Annotated in this window: 17 protein-coding genes and 1 pseudogene; 9 read left to right on the forward strand and 9 right to left on the reverse strand. The window is 75.8% G+C overall.

The genetic code is table 11. From position 1 onward, the window contains the following. The first annotated feature begins 154 nt into the window (after nt 1-154). Together CRP39_RS21410 and CRP39_RS21415 are read left to right on the forward strand one after the other, a co-directional pair. On the forward strand, nt 155-1273 hold the full coding sequence (locus tag CRP39_RS21410; RefSeq protein ID WP_097208428.1) for an NDMA-dependent alcohol dehydrogenase: 1119 nt from the start codon (nt 155-157) through the stop codon (nt 1271-1273). Nucleotides 1274-1310: 37 nt separating this feature from the next. Further along, the gene (locus CRP39_RS21415; protein ID WP_097208429.1) at nt 1311-2252 is read left to right on the forward strand and encodes a ribonuclease Z; all 942 of its coding nucleotides are present in this window, start codon (nt 1311-1313) and stop codon (nt 2250-2252) included. On the opposite strand, the gene CRP39_RS21420 is transcribed toward CRP39_RS21415, so the two are convergent. From CRP39_RS21420 to CRP39_RS21435, 4 genes are read right to left on the reverse strand one after another with little or no spacing between them, the layout of a single operon-like run. Continuing rightward, nucleotides 2228-3808, reverse strand: a complete 1581-nt coding sequence (locus CRP39_RS21420; RefSeq protein ID WP_097208430.1) for an RNA polymerase sigma factor — start codon at nt 3806-3808, stop codon at nt 2228-2230. The two genes, CRP39_RS21415 and CRP39_RS21420, sit on opposite strands and share 25 nt — an antisense overlap. 21 nt (nt 3809-3829) lie before the next feature. After that, nucleotides 3830-4648, reverse strand: a complete 819-nt coding sequence (locus tag CRP39_RS21425; RefSeq protein WP_172442562.1) for an SDR family NAD(P)-dependent oxidoreductase — start codon at nt 4646-4648, stop codon at nt 3830-3832. Between the two features lie 36 nt (nt 4649-4684). Then, the gene (locus tag CRP39_RS21430; RefSeq protein WP_097208432.1) at nt 4685-6478 is read right to left on the reverse strand and encodes a sigma-54-dependent Fis family transcriptional regulator; all 1794 of its coding nucleotides are present in this window, start codon (nt 6476-6478) and stop codon (nt 4685-4687) included. Between the two features lie 3 nt (nt 6479-6481). Further along, complete coding sequence (locus tag CRP39_RS21435) at nt 6482-7567, reverse strand: LLM class flavin-dependent oxidoreductase (RefSeq protein WP_097208433.1); 1086 nt, start codon at nt 7565-7567, stop codon at nt 6482-6484. A gap of 287 nt (nt 7568-7854) precedes the next feature. Between CRP39_RS21435 and CRP39_RS21440 the strand changes: the two genes are divergently transcribed. Both CRP39_RS21440 and mug read left to right on the forward strand, forming a co-directional pair. After that, a complete protein-coding gene (locus CRP39_RS21440) occupies nt 7855-8952 on the forward strand; it encodes a ScyD/ScyE family protein (protein WP_172442563.1) in 1098 nt (365 codons plus the stop codon). Between the two features lie 53 nt (nt 8953-9005). Next, nucleotides 9006-9509 (forward strand): G/U mismatch-specific DNA glycosylase, encoded by a 504-nt coding sequence (mug, locus tag CRP39_RS21445; protein WP_097208435.1) that lies wholly within the window; start codon nt 9006-9008, stop codon nt 9507-9509. Between the two features lie 6 nt (nt 9510-9515). Here mug and CRP39_RS27020 read toward each other — a convergent pair whose 3' ends face one another. Then, the gene (locus tag CRP39_RS27020; protein WP_172442564.1) at nt 9516-9659 is read right to left on the reverse strand and encodes a hypothetical protein; all 144 of its coding nucleotides are present in this window, start codon (nt 9657-9659) and stop codon (nt 9516-9518) included. A 15-nt stretch (nt 9660-9674) separates the two neighbouring features. Next, nucleotides 9675-10172 (reverse strand): GNAT family N-acetyltransferase, encoded by a 498-nt coding sequence (locus CRP39_RS21450; RefSeq protein ID WP_097208436.1) that lies wholly within the window; start codon nt 10170-10172, stop codon nt 9675-9677. Nucleotides 10173-10255: 83 nt separating this feature from the next. On the opposite strand from CRP39_RS21450, the gene CRP39_RS21455 reads away from it, so the two are divergent. Further along, a complete protein-coding gene (locus CRP39_RS21455; RefSeq protein ID WP_097208437.1) occupies nt 10256-10714 on the forward strand; it encodes a winged helix-turn-helix transcriptional regulator in 459 nt (152 codons plus the stop codon). Nucleotides 10715-10773: 59 nt separating this feature from the next. Then, nucleotides 10774-12255: a tannase/feruloyl esterase family alpha/beta hydrolase gene (locus CRP39_RS21460; RefSeq protein WP_097208438.1), complete on the forward strand. Its 1482-nt coding sequence runs from the start codon at nt 10774-10776 to the stop codon at nt 12253-12255. A gap of 15 nt (nt 12256-12270) precedes the next feature. Here CRP39_RS21460 and CRP39_RS21465 read toward each other — a convergent pair whose 3' ends face one another. Next, nucleotides 12271-12591, reverse strand: a complete 321-nt coding sequence (locus tag CRP39_RS21465; protein ID WP_097208439.1) for an AzlD domain-containing protein — start codon at nt 12589-12591, stop codon at nt 12271-12273. Next, nucleotides 12588-13459 (reverse strand): annotated as a pseudogene (locus tag CRP39_RS28400) (AzlC family ABC transporter permease). The gene CRP39_RS21465 and the pseudogene CRP39_RS28400 overlap by 4 nt, the downstream one beginning before the upstream one ends. Between CRP39_RS28400 and CRP39_RS21480 the strand changes: the two are divergent. The 3 genes from CRP39_RS21480 (at nt 13349) to CRP39_RS21490 (ending at nt 17513) form a co-directional block, all read left to right on the forward strand. Further along, nucleotides 13349-14686: an FAD-dependent oxidoreductase gene (locus CRP39_RS21480; protein WP_097208440.1), complete on the forward strand. Its 1338-nt coding sequence runs from the start codon at nt 13349-13351 to the stop codon at nt 14684-14686. The pseudogene CRP39_RS28400 and the gene CRP39_RS21480 overlap by 111 nt on opposite strands. 407 nt (nt 14687-15093) lie before the next feature. Further along, on the forward strand, nt 15094-16479 hold the full coding sequence (locus tag CRP39_RS21485) for a cytochrome ubiquinol oxidase subunit I (protein ID WP_216359859.1): 1386 nt from the start codon (nt 15094-15096) through the stop codon (nt 16477-16479). Next, on the forward strand, nt 16476-17513 hold the full coding sequence (locus tag CRP39_RS21490) for a cytochrome d ubiquinol oxidase subunit II (RefSeq protein ID WP_097208441.1): 1038 nt from the start codon (nt 16476-16478) through the stop codon (nt 17511-17513). The genes CRP39_RS21485 and CRP39_RS21490 overlap by 4 nt, the downstream gene beginning before the upstream one ends. 108 nt (nt 17514-17621) lie before the next feature. Here CRP39_RS21490 and CRP39_RS28405 read toward each other — a convergent pair whose 3' ends face one another. Continuing rightward, entirely contained in the window at nt 17622-18488 is an 867-nt protein-coding gene (locus CRP39_RS28405; protein ID WP_097208442.1) for a cold-shock protein, read from the reverse strand. Nucleotides 18489-18549 lie beyond the last annotated feature (61 nt).

The raw sequence follows: 18549 nt of genomic DNA on the forward strand, positions 1-18549 counted from the left end.
ACCACAGCACCCACGACCACAGCACCCACGACCACAGCACCCACGACCACAGCACCCACGACCACAGCACCCACGACCACAGCACCCACGACCACAGCACCCACGACCACAGCACCCACGACCACAGCACCCACGACCACCAGGAGTCACGAGCATGAGGACACGCGCCGCCGTCATCCGGGAGACCGGCAAGCCCTGGGTGGTCACCGAGCTGGAACTGGACGAGCCGCAGGACGACGAGGTGCGCATCCGCTTCGTCGCCTCCGGCATGTGCCACTCCGACGAACACCTGCGCACCGGCGACAGCGTGGCCCGGCTGCCGATGGTGGGCGGCCACGAGGGCGCCGGGATCGTGGAGGCGGTCGGCAGCCGGGTGACCCGCGTGGCCGTCGGCGATCACGTCGTCTGCTCCTTCATCCCCGCCTGCGGCGTCTGCCGGTACTGCTCGACCGGCCGGCAGAACCTGTGCGACCGGGGTGCGGAGATGGCCACCGGCAAGCTCGGCGACGGCGGCTTCCGCTTCCACGACGACGCCGGCGAGGACCTCGGCGGGTTCTGCATGCTCGGCACCTTCAGCCAGCGCGCCGTGGTCGACCAGGCCTCCTGCGTGCGGATCGAGGAGGACATCCCCTTCGAGGTCGCCGCGCTGGTCGGCTGCGGCGTGCCCACCGGGTGGGGCTCCTCGGTCAACGTGGCCAAGGTGCGGGCCGGGGACACCGTGGTCGTCTTCGGCGCCGGCGGGGTGGGCATGAACGCCGTCCAGGGCGCGGCCTACGCCGGGGCGAAGAACCTCGTCGTCGTCGACCCGGTGGCCTTCAAGCGGGAGAAGGCGCTGGAGTTCGGTGCCACCCACGTGTTCGCCGACGCCGGCGAGGCGCAGCAGGCCGTCGTCGACATGACCCGCGGTCAGCTGGCCGACCACGCCATCTGCACCGTCGGCGTGCTCACCTCCGACGTCGTCAACGCTGCGGCGGCGATCGTCGGCAAGGGCGGGCAGGTGACGGTCACCTCCGTCGGCCGGCAGGACGACGAGCAGATCCGGCTGCGGGCCAACGGCATGGTGGTCGGCTACCAGCGCAACATCCAGGGCCACATCTTCGGCATGAGCAACCCGCTCTACGACATCCCGCGGCTGCTCGACCTGTACCGGAAGGGCCGGCTGAAGCTGGAGGAGCTGATCACCCGCCGCTACACCCTCGACGAGATCAACCAGGGCTACCAGGACCTCGACGAGGGCAAGATCGTCCGCGGGGTCGTCCTGCACGACAGCTGAGCGGCGGCGTCACCGCGGCGGCGCTAGCGTCGCCGCCGTGACGGCCCGCGAGCTGGTGGTCCTCGGCACCGCGAGCCAGGCGCCCACCCGGGAGCGCAACCACAACGGCTACCTGCTGCGCTGGGACGGCGAGGGGCTGCTGTTCGACCCCGGGGAGGGCACGCAACGGCAGCTGCTGTTGGCCGGTGTCCCCAGCAGCGCGATCACCCGGATCTGCCTGACGCACTTCCACGGCGACCACTGCCTCGGCCTGCCGGGGGTGGTGCAGCGGATGAGCCTGGACCGCGTGCCGCACCCGGTGCCGGCGCACTACCCGGCGTCCGGGGCGGAGTACTTCGCCCGGCTGCGGGCCGCGTCGGTCTTCCACGACGTCCTGGATCTGCGCGAGGAGCCGGTGCGCGCCGACGGGCCGGTGGCGGCGGGGCCGTCCTGGACCCTGGAGGCGCGCCGGCTCGACCACCCGGTGGAGGCCTTCGGCTACCGGCTGGTCGAGCCCGACGGCCGGCGCATGCTGCCCGACGCGCTGGCCGCCGCCGGCGTGGCCGGTCCCGACGTCGGGCGGCTGCAGCGCGAGGGCGTGATCGACGCCGGCGGGCGGACCGTGCGGCTGGCCGACGTCAGCGCGCCGCGGCCGGGCCAGCGCTTCGCATTCGTCATGGACACCCGGTCGTGCGACGCCGTCCGGGCCCTTGCCGACGGCGTGGACCTGCTCGTCGCCGAGTCCACCTTCCTCGACGAGGACGCCGTGCTGGCCCTCGAGTACGGCCACCTCACCGCGCGGCAGGCGGCGACCGTGGCCGCGGAGTGCGGCGTCCGGACGCTGGTGCTCACCCACTTCTCCCAGCGCTACCGCGACCCGGAGCGGTTCCGGGCGGAGGCCGCCGCCGTCTTCGGCGGTGAGCTGGTGGTCGCCGCCGACCTGCAGACCGTGCCGGTCCCGCGCCGGCTCGCCGATCAGCGCACGGGGCCGCCGCCGTAGTCGCCGAACGGTGCGACGGGCGCGGCGGCGACCGGCACCTCCGCGACCGCCCGTCCCCCGGCGTCGAGGGTGCGCACCGTGTCGGCTCCCTCCGGCAGCGGGACGACGGCGCTGCCGCCGGCCAGGGCCGGCGTGGCCAGCACCGTGCCGCGGTCGTCGAGGACGGCGGCGCCCGCGGCGTCCGGGGGAGCGGACACCACCAGCCAGCGGCCGGCGTCGGACGGCTCGGTCTCCGGGGAGGAGAAGTCGCAGACCCGGGCGATCACCAGCTCCGCGACCGGCGCGGTGCCCGGCGGGGTCTGCACCCCGCACGGCACCACCCGCCCGGCGCCGGCGGGGCCCACCTGCGCGGCCCACGTCGTCACGACCAGCCCGCCGCCGGGGCTGCGGGCGACCACGACGGCCACCGAGCCCGGCACCCCCTCCAGCGGGAGCCGGCCCGACCACAGCAACTCCGGCAGCAGCTCCGCGGATTCCACGCCGAGCGGCACGGCGACCTCGGTGAGCGCCGCGGCGACCGCCCGGGGCGCCGGGGGGACCTCGGCCGGCCGCAGCGGCGGCAACGGCGGTGCGTCCGGGGTGGGCCCGCGCAGGGTCAGGTCCAGCGCCGCCGCGGTGCGGTACACGACCTGCCCGCCGCGGCGGATCCGGATGCTGGCCCCGGTGCCGCCGCTCGTCGTCGCCACCTCGGTCACCGCCACCCCGTCGTCGCCGGGCACCGGCTCGTAGACGCGGGCGACCGTCCCGCGCGGGCCGACCTGCAGCCGCGGGGAGACCTCGACCTCGTCGTCCGGCCCCGCGACGACCACCAGGCTGGCGGTCCCCGGGCCGCCGAGCAGGAGCGACGCCGGCCGGAACGGGCCCAGGTGCCGGGGGACGTGCAGCTGCAGATCCGCGGGTTCGGCGCCGACCGGACCGGTCAGCCACACGCCGCGCACGTCCTCGTCCACGGTGCCGGTCACCAGCACCACCCGGCCGGCGGGGGTGTCGGTCGCGAGCACCACTGTGCGCTCCTCGACCGGCGCGGCGGCCACCAGACCCCAGCCGGCCCGCCGGACGGCCTCGACGAAGGCGTGATCCCCGGCCAGGGACCCGCGGGTCGGACCGGCGAGCACGGGCACCTCGGCGAGCACGGGCACCTCGTCGGGCACGGGCGCCGCGGGCGGGACGGGGTCGTCGAGGAGCTGCGGCACCGCCAGCGCGGCCGCGGCCAGGACCGCGACGCCGGCACCGGCACGCAGACGGCGGGCGCGCCGGGTCCTGCGGCGGACGTCGGCTCCCGCCGCGGCGGCGTCCAGCCGCCAGCCGGCCGGGGCGGGCGGCGGCGCGTCGAGGGCCTCCAGCACCTGACCGCGTCCGGCGGCGTCGGCGAGAGCCGCCGCGGCGGTGGCGGCGGGGTCGCCGCGTCCCCAGCGCCGCCGGACCCGGGTCAGCGCGACCTGGACGGCCTCCTCGGCGCGACCGGCGTCGCCGGTCAGCCGCAGCGCGTCGGCCAGCAGCCCCGGCCGCTCCGCGGCGACGAACCGGTCGAACGCCGCCTCGTCGTCGTCCCGCACGCGCCCAGTCTGGCGGGCCGGTCAGCTCCCCGCCGGTGCCGGCGCCGCGGGGAAGGCGGCCTGCACCCGGGCGGCCCGGGCGGCGGCCTGATCCCGGAACTCGCCGTGGGTGAGGACGTAGAGCTCGTCGTCCCGCACGGCGTCGACGACCATCGCGCCCACCTCGTCGGGCTCGATGAACCGCAGCCGGCCGGTCTCGGCGAGGTCGACGTCGTACAGCCCGCTGCCGCTGGTCGCCGGCCGGGAACGCAGGCTCGCCTTGATGTTGCTGTGCACCGCCCCCGGCAGCAGGACGGTGACCCCGACCCGGGACCCCGCCTCGGCCAGCTCCGCGGCCAGGACCTCGCTCATCGCCAGGACGGCGGCCTTGCTCGCGACGTAGGGCGCGACGTTCGGCGGGGTCACCAGGACCGACATCGACGAGGTGTTCACGATGTGTCCCCAGTCGGGGTTGCGCTCCAGCACCGGCAGGAACGCCGAGATGCCGTGCACCACCCCGTGGAGGTTGACGTCGAGCACCCACCGCCAGTCGTCGAGGCCCAGCCGGGACACCGGCCCGAACGGCCCGACCCCGGCGTTGTTGCAGACCACGTGCACCTCGCCGTACTCGGCGACGGCCCGGTCGGCCAGGGCGGCGACGCTGTCGGGGTCGGTCACGTCGGTCCGGACGCCGAGCACCCCGAGCTCGCGCGCCGTGGTGGCCAGCGCGGCCTCGTCGACGTCGGCGATCACGACCCGGCAGCCGGCGCCGAGCAACGCCCGGGCCAGACCCCGGCCGATGCCGGAGGCGCCTCCAGTCACCACGGCGGTGGTGCCGGCGAACTCCACGGTACGGGTCACGCGTCGTCCCTTCCTCGGGGTCAGTGCAGCTGGGGGTCAGTGCAGCTGGTAGCGCTTGAGCTTGCGGTAGACGGTGGCCCGCGAGATCCCGAGCCGGGCGGCGACGGCGCTGCGGTCACCCCCGGTCTCGCGGAGGGCCACGGCCAGGGCCTGGCGTTCCAGGCGCTCCAGCTCGCCGAGCGGGCGTCCCGCGGGCGCCCGGCGGTGGTGGGCGGGCAGGTCCTCGAGGCCGATCTCCGGGCCGGCCGCGCGCACCCGGGCGGTGGCGAGCACCTGCAGCAGCTGGCGTACGTTGCCCGGCCAGTCGCCGGCGAGCAGGGCCGCCTCGGCCCGCGGCGCCAGCGTGGCCGGCCGGCCGTCCCGGTCGCCCAGCGCGGCCAGGAGGGCGCGGCACAGGCCGGGGAACTCCGCACGCCGGTCCCGCAGCGGGGGCACGGGGAGGACGACGGGGAACGCCTCGCGCAGCCGCACCGGACCGCCTTCGCCACCGCGGTCCTCGGGCGCGGTGCCGACGACGGGGGTGCGCGCGCCGGCGACCAGGTCGGCGACGGTGGGTACGAGCTCGGCCGGCAGGTCGGGGACGTGGGCCAGCAGCGCCGGCCGCCCGCCGTCCAGGGCGGCGACCAGGGCGCGCAACCAGGCGTCCGGGTCCAGTGCGGCCAGGGCCCCGTCGAGCTCGATCGCCGCACCGTCCGCCGTCCCCAGCGCCTCCGCGCCGCCGGCCCGGAGCGCCGCCCGCGCGATGTGCCGCTTGCCGGTGCCGCGCTCCCCGGTGAGCAGCACCGGGAGTCCGTCGGCGAGAGCCCGCGCCAGCCGGGCGGCGACGTCGCCCGGCGCCGGCTCGCCCGGGACGCCGTCGCCGGCCCCGACCGGCCGGTCGACCGGCTCCAGCACCAGGACGGCGGCGTACTCCCCGCGCGGCTGCGCCACCGGCAGCACCGAGACCTCGACCGTCGTCCCGCTGCTCATCCGGCGCCGGACCGTTCCGCTCCCCGGGCCGGACTCCTCGGCGAGGCGGCGCAGCAACGGCTCGTCGGCCTCGTGCACCAGCTCGCGGGCCTGCGTGCTCACCACGCACAGCCGCGAGGTCACCCCGACGACGGCGCCGCGGGCGCCCCGGGAGACGCGCAGGTAGGCGTCGAGGAACTCCCGCTCGCCGTCGCTGCGGCTGGCCAGCAGCTGGGCCTCGATCGAGCGGCCGATCTCCACGACCAGCGGCAGCACCGCGGTCGAGGCGTACTCCCGGCGGCAGTGCACGCCCAGCGTGCCCACGTGCCGCCGGGTGAACGGGTCGCGGATGATCACGCCGGTCGTGGTGAGCACCTCGCTGTCGGTCCGGAAGTGCTCCGTGCCGGAGATGAGGAACGGCCGCTGCTCCTCGTGCGCGCAGCCCAGGCCGTTGGTGCCGATGACGTCCTCGGCGAAGACGGTGCCCGGGCGCAGGTCCATCTCCTGGAAGCGGCCCGGCGGCGGCAGCTCCCCGACGACGGTGGTGAGCAGCCGGCAGGCGCGGTCGGTGAGGAAGCCCCACGAGCCCAGGTCGGAGATCTGGTCGGCCAGCCGGTCGAGGATCGGCTGGGCCACCGCCGCCAGCCGGGTGCCGGGGGCGAACCCGTCGTCCACGGGGAAGCGGGTGGCCGCGGGGTCGACGCCGGCGAGCAGGGACCGGCGCCACGACCGCACCACCTCGGGGCGGACCCCCGGGGCGTCGTCGGGGGTGATCGCGAACGGGTCGCGGGTCAGGACCTCGGCCTTCGCCGCGCGGACGGCGTCCCACTCCGCGGCGGTCCTCGGCACCCGCAGACCGCCGGCGGAGGGGGACGCGGTCATCGCTCAGGCCGTCTCGGGCACGACCCGGAGGCCGCGTGCCTTCGGCATCACCTCGCGGGCGAAGAGCTCCAGGCTGGCCCGGGCCTGGTCGTACGGCATCCCGCCGAAGCACGGCGCGACGACGAGCTCGTAGTCGCCGAGGACGTCGCGGATCGCCTCGATCTGGCCGAGGATGCGTTCCGGGCTGCCCCACAGCGCGGTCGCCGCGTAGTCGTCCGCGGCCTTCTCCAGCCCGATCTCGCGGAAGTAGGCCGCGCTCTCGGCGTACCGCTCGTGGCCCTTGGTGGTCGCGAAGTGGGTGCCGGCCATCTCGTAGTGGTCGACGTTGGACATGAAGAAGCGGTTCACGTACCGGAAGTGGCGCTCGCGGGCGAGTTCGTCGTCCTCGTGGCAGTACATGTTGACGTTCAGCGAGATGGGCGGCGCCACCCGGCCGTGCTCGGCCTCGAACAGCTCGCGGTAGCGGGTGAAGTTCGGCATCAGGGCGGGCACCGGCCGGACGATGAACGACATCATCTGCGCCTCCAGCCGCGCCGCCATCACCAGCGAGTCCGGGGAGCCGGCCACGACGTAGCGGCGGCCGCGGAAGGTGGCGCGGGGGCGGGGGCGCAGCTCGGCCCGCGGCTGCGGGTAGAACGGGCCGTCGCCCTCGATGACGCCGGTCTCCAGCGCCTCGAAGATCATCGGGGCGGCCTCGTCGAAGCGGTCGCGGGTCTCGTCCAGCGGGACGCGGAAGGGCACGTACTCCTTGCGGGACAGGCCCCGGCCCAGCCCCAGCAGCAGCCGTCCGCCGGAGAGCGTGTCGAGCATGAGGGCCTTCTCGGCCACCCGCAGCGGGTCGTTCCACGGCACGATCACCGCGCCGGTGCCCAGCCGGATCGACTCGGTGCGCCCGGCGACGTTGGCCAGCAGCAGCAGGTTGTCCGGGCACAGCGAGTAGTCCTCGAAGTGGTGCTCGACGACCCAGACGCTGTCGTAGCCGAGCGTCTCCGCCAGGACGGCGAGGTCGACCTCCCCGGCGTACATCTCCTGGTCGGTGAGCTCCGGGTCGAGCTTCCCGAAGCCGAGGTTGATCCCGATGCTGAGCACTGCGTCTGCCTCCCGGTGGCCGGCCCGCACAGGGCCGGGGCGATCTGCTGGGCGTCGTCGGGACGTGGTGCGCGTCGTCCCCGGGAGCACGCTACGGACGGGACGGCGCCCGATCGTCTCACTCTGAGACGGGCCGCCGCGGCCGAGTACCGCGGACGGCGCCGACCGGCGCGACTACCACCGGCGACGGCTCGCGCCCTCCGCCACGGATGCCTGGACCGCGCGGTTCCGCCCGGCCCGCGCCCGGCCCTACCGTCCCGTCCACCCACGAGGGTGAGGGGAGTCCCATGAGGACCTGTCGGAGGACCGTCGTCGGCGCCGCCGCCGTCGCGCTGCTGGCCGCCCCGGCCGGCGTCGCGGGGGCCCAGGAGGACCACGGGGGGATCGAGACCGTGGCGACCGGGCTGTCCGGGCCCCGCCAGGTCAGCGCGTACGAGGACGACCGGCTGCTGGTCGCCGAGTCCGACTCCGGCGAGGTCGCGTCGGTCGACCCGGCGACCGGGGAGGTGACGACGCTGGTCTCGGGCCTGCAGTTCGTGCAGGGCGTGGACCACCGGGGCGGGCAGCTCTACGTCGCCGTCGGCACCGCGGAGCCGGAGCCGGGCGCCGCACCACCGCCCGAGCCGCCGGCCGTCGGGCAGGGCGGCCCCGGGCTGGTCGTGACCGACGCCGAGGGCATCGTCGTCGAGACCATCGACCTGCTCGCGTACGAGCTGGCCAACAACCCCGACGGCCAGACGCAGTTCGTCGACGGCGCGCCCGTGGATGCGCTGTCCAACCCGTTCGCCGTGCTCGCGCAGCGGGGCCGGGTGCTGGTGGCCGACGCCGGGGCCAACGCCGTCCTGTCCGTGGACCGGGAATCGGGCGAGGTCAGCACCTTCTTCGTCCCGCCGGTCGTCGACGACGTCCCGGGCTGCGAGGGCGCCCCGAACAACCCCGGCACGACCGGCTGCGACTCCGTCCCGACGGGAGTGGCCGAGGGGCCGGAGGGGCGCCTCTACGTCAGCACCCTCGGCGCCGAGGTGGCGGGGGCTGCCCGGGTGTACGTGCTGGACCGCCGGGGCGAGGTGGTCGACGTCATCGAGGACCTCACCTCCGCGACCGGCGTGGCCGTCGACGACGACGGGACCGTCTACGTGTCCGACCTGCTCGAGGGCGCTCCCGTGGGCGAGGGCCCGCCGGCCCCCGACTTCGACCCGGCCACCGTGGGCGAGGTGGTCCGCATCGACGGCGAGGACCGCAGCACCGCGCAGGTGACCATGCCGACCGGGCTGGTCGTCTCCGACGGCGAGCTGTACGGCGCGGCCTGGAGCATCGCGGCGTTCCTCATGCTCGACCACCCCGGCGAGGTCGTCCGCATCGGCAGCGACGCCTTCGCCGAGTAGCCGCGGCGCGCGCACGACGCGCCCGGCACCCGGCGGGAACTACGCTCCGCCGGGTGCCGGGGAAACCGCTGCCGGACGTGGTGGCCGACGACCTCGACGTCCTGTTCTGCGGCATCAACCCGTCGCTGACGTCGGCCGCGCGCGGGCACCACTTCGCCCGGCCCGGCAACCGCTTCTGGCCGGCGCTGCACCGGGCCGGGCTGACGCCCCGGCTGCTGACCTCCGAGGAGGACCGCGAGCTGCTGCGCCACGGGCTCGGGGTGACCAACCTGGTCGACCGGCCCACCCGGACGGCGGCCGAGCTGACGCCAGAGGAGCTGCGGGACGGTGCGGCGGCGCTCGCCGAGCTGGTGGTCCGGCACCGGCCGCGGGTGCTCGCCGTCCTGGGCATCACCGCCTGGCGGCAGGCGTTCGGCCGCCCGCGGGCGGTGGCCGGCCGGCAGGAGGAACGCCTCGGGGGAGCGGAGACCTGGGTGGTGCCGAACCCGAGCGGGCTCAACGCCCACCACCAGCTGCCCGACCTCGCCCGCATCTACGCGCGGCTGCGACCGGGCTGAGCCCGCTCAGCGGCGGGTGGCCAGCGAGCGCAGCTCGTGCGCGGACTCCAGCGTCGGTGCGGCGGCCAGCGACTGGGCGAAGGCGCGCTCCTCGCGGAGCCGGGTCCGGATCCGGCGGCGCTCGGCGAGGCGGGTGCGCAGATGCGACATGGTGGGTTCCTCTGGTCAGGTGCCGGCGAGTGCCGGCACGCGGGGGAGGGGAGCGGTCACGGCGTACACGCCGTCGGCGGGGGTGAGGGTGGCGCCGGGGAGGAGCCGCCGGACCAGTCCGACGACGCGGTCGTTGTCGGCCTGGACGTCCGCGGTGACGGTGGTGACGCCGCGCCGTCCGGCCAGGTCCAGCAGGTCGCGCAGGAGCTGCCGGCCGACGCCGGCCCCCTGCCACGCGTCCTCGACCACGACGGCGACCTCGGCGGTGCCCGGGGCCGTGGCGGGGCGGTCGTACCGGGCGACGCCGACGACCTCGTCGCCGACGACGGCGACCAGCGCCTCGCGCAGGTCGTGGTCGACCCCCACCAGGTGGGGCAGGGCGTCGGACGGCGGCCGGTGCAGGGGGGCGTGGAAGCGGCGGTAGACCGTCTCGCGGGACAGCCGGCTCCACAGCCGGCAGAACCGGGGCCCGTCGTCGGCCCGCACCGGCCGGGTGGGAAGGGGGATCTCCATGCCGTCCTCCTGGGTTCAGAGAACGAACTTTGCCCCACCCGAAGGGGGTTCGTCAAGTGAACCCAGCGGGCTATCCTGGCGCCGTGAGCGAAGCCGTCTGGGACCGGTCCCGGTGCTCGGTCGCCGGCACGCTGGCCGTCGTCGGGGAGAAGTGGAGCCTGCTGGTGCTGCGGGAGGCGTTCCTCGGCGTGCGCCGGTTCGCCGACTTCCAGCGGGTGCTCGGCGCGCCGAGGGCGGTGCTCAGCGACCGGCTGGCCACTCTCGTGGCCCAGGGCGTGCTGCAGCGCGTGCCGTACCAGGCGGAGGGGGAGCGGCAGCGCCACGAGTACCGGCTGACGCAGAAGGGCATCGACCTGCACCCCGCCCTGGTCGCGCTGATGGAGTGGGGGGACCGCTACCTCGCCGAGGACGGCGAGGCCCCGCTGGAGCTGCGGCACCGCGACTGCGGCGAGCCGGTGCACCTGGCCCTGGTCTGCGCGGCCGGGCACGAGCTGGCCGGTGCCCGCGAGGTCCGGGCCGTGCCCCGGGTGCCCGCCGGCTGATCGTTCCCGCGGACGGAAGGCCGGGTGCCCCCGGTCCCCGGCGCTGCCAGGCTCGCGGCATGCCGGTTCCGGGGGACCCTCGCCGTCTCGCCTCGCTGTCGCTGCCGCACACGACCGTCGACTCGGTGGTCGAGGACCCGGGGGACGCGACGACGCCCGCGTCCTGCCGCGTGCAGCTCACCCTCACCCACCCCCCGGCCGGCGACCGGGTCACCGCCTGGGTGCACCTGCCGACCACCAGCTGGAACGGCCGGTTCCAGGGCGTCGGGGGCGGGGGCTTCCTCGGCGGCTCCCCGGAGTTCCTGCTCGACCCGCTGCGGGCCGGGTACGCCTGCGCCGCGACCGACGCCGGGCACCCCGGCGCCACCGCCTCCTTCGCCCTCGACGCCCGCGGCCGGCTGGACTGGCAGGCGATCCGGGACTTCGGCCACGTCGGCATCCACGACATGACCGTCGCGGCCAAGGCCGTCGTCACCGCGTACTACGGGCAGCCGCCGGCGTACTCCTACTTCACCGGCTGCTCGACCGGCGGGCGGCAGGGGCTGATGGCGGTCCAGCGGTACCCGGCCGACTACGACGGCGTCCTGTCCGGCGCGCCGGCGATCAACTGGCCGCGCATGCAGGTCGGCCAGATCTGGGGCCAGCTGGTGATGCTGGAGTCGGGCACCTTCGTCTCGGCGGCCAAGTTCGAGGCGGCGCTGGCCGCGATCGTCGCGGCGCACGACACCGTCGGCGACGGAGTCCGGGACCGCGTCATCGGCGACCCGCTCGCCGCCGACGTCGACCTGTCGGCCCTGGTCGGGCTGCCGAGCCCGGACGGCGCGCTGACCGCCGCCGAGGTCGAGGTCATCGGTCTGATCGGGCAGGGCCCCCGGCGCCGGGACGGGAGCTTCCTCTGGTACGGCCTCGCACCCGGCGCCCCGTTCGCCGGCCTGCACGACACCGCCGTCGTCGACGGTGAGCTCGTCGGCCAGCCGTTCGCCTTCGACCTGTGGTGGATCGGCCTGTTCCTCGAGCAGGACCCGGCCTGGGACTGGCGGACCCTCACCCGGGAGGCGTTCGAGGCCTACTTCGACCGGTCGGTGGAGATGTACTCCGCCGTGCTCGCGGCCGACGACCCCGACCTCTCGGCGTTCGCCGACCGCGGTGGCCGGGCCCTGCTGTGGCACGGGGCGGCGGACTTCGGCATCCCGTTCCAGGGCACCGTCGACTACTACGAGCGGGTCCGGGCGCGGATGGGCGCCGAGCGCGCCGACGAGTTCCTGCGGCTGTTCCTCGCCCCCGGCGTCGGGCACTGCGGCGGCGGCGCCGGCCCCCAGCCGACCGGCCAGTTCGAGGCCCTCGTCGCCTGGGTCGAGCACGGGACGCCGCCGGAGGAGATCCCCGCCGTCCGGACGGCGGAGGACGGCGCGGTGCTGCAGACCCGGCCGGTCTACGCCTACCCCGGGGTGGCTCGGTGGACCGGCGAGGGCGACCCCGACGACGCCGCGAGCTTCACCCGCGCCGAGGGCACGCGGCTGGTCCTGCCACCCGGCCGCTGAGAGCTCGTGCCGTCCTCAGCCGACGCCGAGGGCGCGGAGGCCGGCGGTGACCGCGGCCGCCGCCACGACGGCGACCAGGACGTGGGCCCGACGCCACAGCAGCAGCCCGGCCACCGCGACTCCGGCGGTGTCGGCGCCGATGCGCAGGTCGGTGCCGTCGGCGAGCGCCGAGGTGACGACGAGCGCGGCGAGCAGGGCCGAGGACAGCAGGACGACGACGCGGACTGCCGCCGGGGGCAGTTCCCGATCCGCGGTCGCGGCAGGGCCGACGCCGCGGGTGAGCGCGGTGGTGACCACGCAGAGGGCGACCAGCACCCACCAGGTGGCCGCGCTCACCGGGGCACCCGCAGGCCGATGAGAGCGGCGGCGCCGGCCACGAGCACCGGCAGGCCGGGCGGGGCGACCGGCACGAGTGCCAGCGCGGCGGCCGCGCCGGCCACGGCGACCCCCAGGCGCAGCCGGTCGCGGACCTCGGCGACGAGGATGGCGAGGAAGAACGCGGGGAAGACGGCGTCGAGGCCGAGCGCGCGGGTGTCCAGCGCCGGGACGAAGACCCCGACGACCGTGCCCAGGACCCAGAGCACGTACTGGATGCCGGAGTGGCCGAACAGGTACTCGCGGTCGTAGCGGCCGTCGCCGCGGGCGGCCATCGCCCACGAGGCGTCGACGGTCGCCTGCCCCTCCAGTGCCCGTCGCAGCCGGTTCCCGCGCAGCGACGGTCCGAGGGCGAAGCCCATGGGGAGGAAGCGCGAGCTGACCAGCGCCGCCGCGCCGACCGCAGCCCCCACGCTGCCGCAGTGGCGACGATGCCCAGCGCCGCGAACTGGCCGGAACCGGAGTAGACCAGCGTCGACATGACGACCGCCGCCGCGACGGGCATGCCGACGTCGGTGGCGACCACGCCGAAGGACACCGCGAGCACGAACGCCGCCGCGCCGTAGGGTGCGCCCTCCCGCACCCCCTCGCGCCAGCCCCTGTGCGTTCCCGTGCCGTCGTCCACGCGCCCTCCCGTCACCTGCCCGACCGGCGCCTCTTGCCCGGACGGGGGAGTGGCGCGACCCTGCCAGGAGTCGCGGCTGAGAGGGGACTCGGGATGACCGTCGAGTCGGTGACCTGCTGCATCGCCGGGGGCGGCCCGGCGGGGATGGTGCTCGGGCTGCTGCTGGCGCGGCAGGGGGTCGAGGTCCTGGTCCTGGAGAAGCACAGCGACTTCCTGCGGGACTTCCGCGGGGACACCGTGCACCCCTCGACGCTGCGCCTGCTCGACGAGCTCGGCCTGGCGGACGAGTTCCTCGCGCTGCCGCACCAGGAGGTGACCCGGATCGGGGTCACCACGGACGACGGCACGTTCGTGCTCGCCGACTTCGGCCGGCTCCGGGGCCGGTTCCCCTTCCTCGCCCTGGTGCCCCAGTGGGACCTGCTGGACTTCCTCGCCGACCGCGCGCGCGAGCAGCCGACGTTTTCCCTGCGCATGGATGCCGAGGTGACCGGCCTCCTGAGCGAGGACGGTGCCGTGTGCGGCGTCCGCTACCGCACCCCCGACGGCACGGAGTCCGAGGTCCGGGCGGCGCTCACCGTGGCCGCCGACGGCCGCACCTCCCGGGTGCGCGAGGCGGCCGGCCTCCGGCTGCGCGAGTTCGGCGCGCCCATGGACGTGCTGTGGTTCCGGCTGCCGAAGCCGGCCGGGGACGGCGGGTCGCCGTTCGGCGGCGCGGGCCGGGTCACCCGGGGCCGGCTGCTCATCCTGCTCGACCGCGGGGACTACTGGCAGTCGGCGTACCTGGTGCCCAAGGGCGGCTACGCGGCCCTGCAGGCGGCCGGGTTCGAGGCCTTCCGCACCGACCTGGCCGGGCTGTTGCCGGCGCTGCCCGCCGCCGTGGGCTCGCTGCGCGGCTGGGACGACGTCCGGGTGCTCACCGTGCGGGTGGACCGGCTGCGGCGCTGGCACCGTCCCGGGCTGCTGCTGATCGGGGACGCCGCGCACGCGATGTCCCCGATCGGCGGGGTCGGCATCAACCTCGCCGTCCAGGACGCCGCCGCGGCGGCCCGCCTGCTCGCCGGACCCCTGCGCCGCGGCGCGCCGACCGCGCGCGACCTGGCGCGGGTCCGCCGCCGGCGGATGCTGCCCACCGTCGTGACCCAGTTCGTGCAGCGGCAGATCCAGACCCGCTTCCTCCTGCGGGTGCTGGCCGGCGACCGGCCGGTGGGCACACCGCCGCTGGTGCGGCTGCTGGCCCGCCACCCGGTCCTGCAGGGCCTGCCCGCGCGCCTGATCGGGATCGGCGTGCTGCCCGAGCACGCGCCACCCGCTGCTCGGGAGCCGGCGGGAGCCGACACCGCGGCGGTGGGCCGCGGCCGGCCGCCGACGGGGCTGCACGCCCGCCGCCGCCACGCGGTGGCCTCGCTGAAGCGGCGGTTGCAGACCCGCTGACCGCGCAGCAGGGACAACTGCATCCGGCGTCCGAGCACCGGCCCACGCCAGCGACCGCCACGGCGGCAGAGAACCGGTTGCGCGCCGGCGGCGGGCCGCGCGCCGCCGGGGATCAGACCGGCGGCGGCTGCTCCGGCGGGGGCGCCGTCGGGTCGGTGGGCCCGGGGTGCGGGATCGGCGCCGGTCCGGGCGGGGAGACCGGGTCCGTCGGTGAGGGTGACGGCGAGGGCGGCTGGGGCCCCGGCGGCGGAGGCATCGTCATCACCCGACGCTAGACCCGCGGGGCCCCGCGTGCCGTCCCGTGTCCGAGGTGCGGAGCGCCGTCCCGTGTCCGAGGTGCGGAGCCCGCGTCCTCGGGTACCCAGGTCCCACCCACGCACGTGGGGCGTCGCGAGCGGAGCCGTGTCGTGGACCCCTCGGTACTCCTGGCCGATGCGGCCGAGAACCTCTACCCCGCCCGCATGCAGATGGCCTTGTCGCTGGGCTGGCACATCGTCTTCGCCTGCTTCGGCGTCGCCTTCCCACTGATCACCGTCGTGGCGGAGTGGCTCGGCCACCGGCGGGGGGACGCCGCGCTGGCGGGTCTGGCGCACACCTGGGCCAAGGCGATGGGCGTCCTCTTCGCCGCCGGCGCGGTGTCGGGGACCCTGCTGTCGTTCGAGATGGGCATCCTCTGGCCGGGCCTCATGGACCGCTTCGGCGAGGTCTACGGCTTCCCCTTCGTGCTCGAGGGCTTCGCCTTCTTCATCGAGGCGATCTTCGTGGGCGTCTACCTGTTCGGCTGGGACCGGTTGTCACCCCGCGCCCACATGCTCAGCGCTGTTCCCATGATCATCTCCGGCATGGCCGGGGCCTTCTTCGTCGTCGCCGCCAACGCCTGGATGAACAACCCCACCGGTTTCGGGCTCGACGAGGAGGCCCGGGTCGTCGACGCGCAGCCGTGGGCGGCGATGTTCGGGCCCTCCACCTGGCCGCAGGTGGTGCACATGCTGCTGGCGGCCTACATGGTCACCGGCTTCACGATCGCCTCCGTCTACGCCGTCGGCATGCTCCGCGGCCGGCGGGACCACCGGCACCGGGCCGGGCTGCTCCTGCCGCTGGCGCTCGCCGCCGCGCTGACACCGGTGCAGATCGGTGTCGGCGACTGGATCGCCAACACCGTCGCCGACAACCAGCCGGTCAAGCTCGCCGCGATGGAGGCGCAGTACGAGACGACGGCCGGCGCGTCGCTCTCGCTGGGCGGCGTCTACGTCGACGACGAGCTGCGCTACGCACTGGAGATCCCCAACGGGCTGTCGCTGCTCATCCACCACGATCCCGACGGCGTGGTCCAGGGGCTGGAGGAGGTCCCCGCCGACGAGCGGCCCCCGGTCAACGTCGTCCACCTCGCCTACAACGCGATGGTCGGTCTCGGTACGGCGCTGCTCCTGCTCGCCGGCTGGCTCGGCTGGGTCTGGTGGCGGCGCCGGCGGATCCCTGGGACGCCGTGGTTCCTGCGGGCGGTGGCGGTCTCGGGGGTGGCCGCCGTGGTCGCCATGGAGGCCGGCTGGATCACCACCGAGGTGGGACGCCAACCGTGGACCGTCTACGGCATCCTGCGGACCGCGGACGCGGTCAGCCCCGCGCCGGGCCTGTACCTCGGCTTCTACGCCGTGGTCGTCGTCTACGTGCTGCTGACCGTGCTCACCGTCGTCGTGCTGCGCCGGCTCGCCCACAGCTCGACCACCCCGGCTCCGCAGGAGCGCGATGCCCCGCCGCCGGACCGGGACGCCGGTGAGGTGGCGCTGCGATGACGCTGGCCGAGGTGGTGCTGAGCGTCATGTTCCTGGGCCTCATCGCCTACGGGGTCTTCGGCGGCGCGGACTTCGGGGCCGGCATCTGGGACCTGCTGGCCGGTGGCACCCGGCGCGGTGGCCCGCAGCGGGGGCTGATCGAGCGGTCGATCGCCCCGATCTGGGAGGCCAACCACGTCTGGCTGATCTTCGTGCTCGTCGTCCTGTGGACGGCGTTCCCCGGGGCGTTCGCAGCCGTGGTGACCACGCTCTACATCCCGCTGACCCTCGCGGCCTTCGGGATGATCGCCCGGGGGGCGGCGTTCGCGTTCCGCAAGAGCGTCACCACCCTGGGCATGCGCCGCTCCCTGGGCGCCTGCTTCGCGCTGTCCTCGCTGGTCACGCCGTACTTCCTCGGCGCGGTCGTCGGCGGGGTGGCCTCCGGGCGGGTGCCGCCGGGCATCGCGGCCGGCGACGTCGTCACCAGCTGGGTCAACCCCACGTCGGTCCTCGGCGGGGTGCTGGCCGTCCTCGTCTGCGCCTACCTCGCCGCGGTGTTCCTCTGCGCGGACGCGCGGCGCGAGGGCACCGACGACCTGGCCGGGCAGTTCCGGCTCCGGGGGTTGGCCACCGCGGCGGTGACCGGTGCGGTGGGCATCGCCGGGTTGTTCGTCCTGCGGGCCGACGCGCGCCAGTTGTTCGACGGGCTGACCGGCCGGGCGCTGCCCGTGGTCGCGCTGTCGGTGGTCGCGGGCGTGGCAGCGCTCGGCCTGCTCGCCGCCCGGAGGTACGTGCCGGCCCGGGCGGCGTCGGCACTGGCGGTCACCGCGATCCTCGTGGGTTGGGCCGTGGCCCAGTACCCGTACGTGCTGGTCCCCGAGCTGACGATCGAGGAGGCCGCCGGCGGGCGGTCCACCCTCGTCGCCATGCTGGTGGCGCTGCTCGGCGGCTCGGTGGTCCTGCTCCCGGCGCTCGTCTACCTCTACGTCCTGTTCCAGCGCGCGCCCCGGCACGATGCGGCCGAGCCGGCAGCACCCGGCGCCGTCACCTCCTGAGCAGACGCCCCGCCAGCTCGTCCCAGGAGGACAGCACCTTGACGTGCACCACGCCCCGCGGGGCAGGCCGACGCCCGGCGCGGCTGACCGCCGCGCCGGGCGTGCCGGTCAGATGCCCTGGACGGAGTCCGCCTGGGGGCCGCGCTGGCCGGGGCTGGCGTCGTACTCGACCCGCTGGCCCTCGTCCAGGCTGCGGTAGCCGCCCTGGTCGGCGATCGCCGAGAAGTGCACGAAGACGTCGGGGCCGCCGTCATCGGGCTCGATGAAGCCGAACCCCTTCTCGGCATTGAACCACTTCACCGTGCCGCGACCGTGGCCCCCGCCGGAGCCGGAGCCTCCGCCGGAGCCGCGGGAACCGCCCCCGCCGCGCGGGCCGGAGTCGCGGTAGCCGGAGTCGCGCGAGCCCGCGTCGCGGTAGCCGCTGTCCCGGTGGCCGGAGTCCCGTCCGCGGGGCGCGCCCCCGGAGCCACCCTCGGGGCGGACGTCCTCGGCCTGCGGACCGCGCTGGCCCTGGGTGGTCTCGAAGTCGACGCGCTGGCCCTCGTCGAGGCTGCGGTAGCCGCCGGTGTCGGCGATGGCGGAGAAGTGCACGAAGACGTCGGCGCTGCCGTCGTCGGGGGTGATGAAGCCGAAGCCCTTCTCGGCGTTGAACCACGACACGGTGCCGCTGCTGCGGCCCCCGCCCCGGGACGGTGCGCGGCCGCGGTCACGGCCGCCGTCCCTGCCCCGGTCGTCGTCCCTGCCCCGGTCGCGGCCGGCGGGTGCCCCGCCGACGGGCCGGACCCCCTCGGCCTGCGGGCCCCGCTGCCCCTGGGTGGTCTCGAACTCGACCCGCTGACCCTCGTCGAGGCTGCGGTAGCCCCCGGTGTCGGCGATCGCCGAGAAGTGGACGAAGACGTCCGGGCTGCCGTCGTCGGGTTCGATGAACCCGAACCCCTTGTCGGCGTTGAACCACTTCACCGTGCCCTGCGGCATGTACCTGCTCCTGCACTCTCCGGCGCGACGGGTCGGTCCCGACGGCCACCTCCAGGGTGCC

Source organism: Geodermatophilus sabuli (assembly GCF_900215145.1).
GTDB lineage: Bacteria > Actinomycetota > Actinomycetes > Mycobacteriales > Geodermatophilaceae > Geodermatophilus > Geodermatophilus sabuli.

Excerpts from the sequence above, each read along its gene's own strand:
- CRP39_RS21410 (WP_097208428.1), top strand. The coding sequence starts at position 155 with ATGAGGACACGCGCCGCCGTCATCCGGGAGACCGGCAAGCCCTGGGTG.
- CRP39_RS21430 (WP_097208432.1), bottom strand. The coding sequence starts at position 6,478 with ATGACCGCGTCCCCCTCCGCCGGCGGTCTGCGGGTGCCGAGGACCGCC.
- CRP39_RS21440 (WP_172442563.1), top strand. The coding sequence starts at position 7,855 with ATGAGGACCTGTCGGAGGACCGTCGTCGGCGCCGCCGCCGTCGCGCTG.
- CRP39_RS27020 (WP_172442564.1), bottom strand. The coding sequence starts at position 9,659 with ATGTCGCATCTGCGCACCCGCCTCGCCGAGCGCCGCCGGATCCGGACC.
- CRP39_RS21450 (WP_097208436.1), bottom strand. The coding sequence starts at position 10,172 with ATGGAGATCCCCCTTCCCACCCGGCCGGTGCGGGCCGACGACGGGCCC.
- CRP39_RS21460 (WP_097208438.1), top strand. The coding sequence starts at position 10,774 with ATGCCGGTTCCGGGGGACCCTCGCCGTCTCGCCTCGCTGTCGCTGCCG.
- CRP39_RS21480 (WP_097208440.1), top strand. The coding sequence starts at position 13,349 with ATGACCGTCGAGTCGGTGACCTGCTGCATCGCCGGGGGCGGCCCGGCG.
- CRP39_RS21490 (WP_097208441.1), top strand. The coding sequence starts at position 16,476 with ATGACGCTGGCCGAGGTGGTGCTGAGCGTCATGTTCCTGGGCCTCATC.
- CRP39_RS28405 (WP_097208442.1), bottom strand. The coding sequence starts at position 18,488 with ATGCCGCAGGGCACGGTGAAGTGGTTCAACGCCGACAAGGGGTTCGGG.